The 2,504-nt window shown below is 72.2% G+C and carries 1 protein-coding gene; it reads left to right on the forward strand.

What is annotated here, in order from left to right; genetic code table 11:
- On the forward strand, nt 1-2,088 hold a 2,088-nt coding region (hrpA, locus tag GSF22_RS32850; protein WP_208817802.1), incomplete at its 5' end, for an ATP-dependent RNA helicase HrpA.
- Nucleotides 2,089-2,504 lie beyond the last annotated feature (416 nt).

Consider the following 2,504-nt stretch of genomic DNA (forward strand, 5'->3'; position numbering starts at 1 on the left):
CGTCGGGGGCCCGGGGCGGACCTGCCGGAGAGCCTGGACGTGGACCGGGTACACCAGTCGCTGCTGGCCGGCCTGCTCTCCCACGTCGGGCTGAAGGACGCGCAGAAGAACGAGTACCTGGGCGCCCGGGGCGCGAAGTTCGGCCTCTTCCCCGGTTCGGCACTGTTCCGTAAGCCACCGCGCTGGGTGATGGCCGCCGAGTTGGTGGAGACCAGCCGGCTCTGGGGTCGCATCGCCGGCCGGATCGAACCGGAGTGGGTCGAGCCGCTGGCCCAGCACCTGGTGAAACGCAGCTACAGCGAGCCGCACTGGGAGAAGAAGCAGGCGGCGGTGATGGCGTACGAGAAGGTGACCCTGTACGGCATCCCCCTGGTCACCTCCCGGAAGGTCAACTTCGGCCGGATCGACCCGGCGTTGAGCCGGGAACTGTTCGTCCGGCACGCCCTGGTCGAGGGCGACTGGCAGACCCACCACCGGTTCCTCGCCGCCAACCGGGAGCTGATCGAGCAGGTCGCGGAGCTGGAGAACCGGGCCCGGCGCCGGGACATCCTGGTCGACGACGAGACCCTGTTCGAGTTCTACGACCAGCGGATCCCGGCCGACGTGGTCTCCGGTCGGCACTTCGACGCCTGGTGGAAGAAGGTCCGGCGGGAGCAGCCGGACCTGTTGACCTTCACCCGGGAGATGCTGATCAACCCGGGGCGCGGCGGGGTGGACGAGTCGGACTACCCGGACGCCTGGCACTCCGACGGGGTGACCCTGCCGCTGACCTACCGGTTCGAGCCGGGTACCCCGACCGACGGCGTGACGGTGGACATCCCGCTGCCGATGCTCAACCAGGTACCGGCGGACAGTTTCGACTGGCAGGTGCCGGGGCTGCGCGAGGAGCTGGTGATCGCACTCATCCGGTCGCTGCCGAAGGCGATCCGGCGCAACTTCGTCCCGGTACCGGACTACGCCCGCGCGGCGCTGGCCGCGATCCGGCCCGGCGAGGAGCCGCTGCTCGACGCGCTGACCCGGCAGTTGCGCCGGATGACCGGGGTGACCGTGCCGTACGACGCCTGGGACACCGACCGGCTCCCGGCGCACCTGCGGGTCAGCTTCCGGGTGCTCGACGAGGAGAACAAGCCGGTCGCCGAGGGCAAGGACCTGCCGGCCCTGCAACGTCAGCTCAAGGCGGAGGTACGCCAACTGGTGGCCGCCGCCGCGCCGGACGTGGCGCGCAGCGGGCTGCGCGAGTGGAGCATCGGCACCCTGCCCCGCACCATCGAGCAGAACCGGGCCGGTTTCGTGGTCACCGCGTACCCGGCGCTGGTGGACGAGGGCGAGACGGTGGGTGTCCGGGTCTTCGACAGCCCGGGTGAGCAGGAACGGAACATGTGGGCGGGGACCCGTCGGCTGTTGCGGTTGACGGTGCCGTCCCCGGCGAAGTTCCTCCAGGGGCGGCTGTCGAACGAGGCGAAGCTGGCGTTGAGCCGTAACCCGCACACCAGCGTGCTGGACCTGCTCGACGACGCGGCCGGCGCGGCGGTGGACAAGCTGATGACCGACGCGGGCGGCCCGGCCTGGGACGCCGACGGGTTCGCCGCGCTGCGGGACCGGGTCCGGGCCGACCTGGTGGACACCGTGGTCGAGGTGGTGGACCGGGTCCGCCGGGTGCTGGCCACCGCGTACGCGGTGGAGCAGCGGCTCGGACGGACCAGCAACCTGACCCTGGTGGCCGCGCTGACCGACATCCGGGGGCAGCTCGCCGGCCTGATCCACCGGGGGTTCGTCACCGAGGCCGGGTACGCCCGCCTACCCGACCTGGTGCGGTACCTGACCGCGATCGAGCGCCGGCTGGACCGGCTGCCGCAGAACCCGCAACGCGACCGGGAACAGCAGTCCCGCATCGAGCGGGTGGCCCAGGAGTACCGGGACATGGTCGCCGCGCTGCCACCGGCGCGGCGGGGCGACGACGCGGTCCGGCAGATCCGCTGGATGATCGAGGAGTTGCGGGTGAACGTCTTCGCGCAGGCGCTCGGTACCCCGTACCCGGTCTCCGAGCAGCGGATCTACCGGGCGATGGACGTCGCCGAGGGGCGCTGACCGGGCCGCGTCGGCGGTCACGGCCGGGATTGGCCCGGGCGGCGCGGGCGGTGGTACCGCCGCCCGCGCCGCTGGCCGGCACGCCGGGAGTTGCCGCTCTCCGGCGTCGCGATTCCCCCCGCTGCGCAGTGGTGGAGGGAGCACGGAGAATACCGCAGCCGGCGGTGGTGCGCTGCCCCGCCCGGACCCGTGTCGATGCGACGCCTTTCGATCGCGTGGCGCGACCCGTGGTCCGGTCGGACCGCCGAGTCGTTCCTCGGTACCTGTGCTCGGCTCCTGTCGAGCTGCTCCGTCTGTGCACCCACCCCCCGGGGTACCGCCGGGGCGCGGGTTCTGGTCGCGTTCCGCAGCGGCTGCACGCGGATCCGGAGCAGCTCGACAGCGTGTCGACCAACCGGGCGGGGAAGCCAGTAGGG

The organism is Micromonospora echinofusca (assembly GCF_017614955.1).
Lineage (GTDB): Bacteria > Actinomycetota > Actinomycetes > Mycobacteriales > Micromonosporaceae > Micromonospora > Micromonospora echinofusca_A.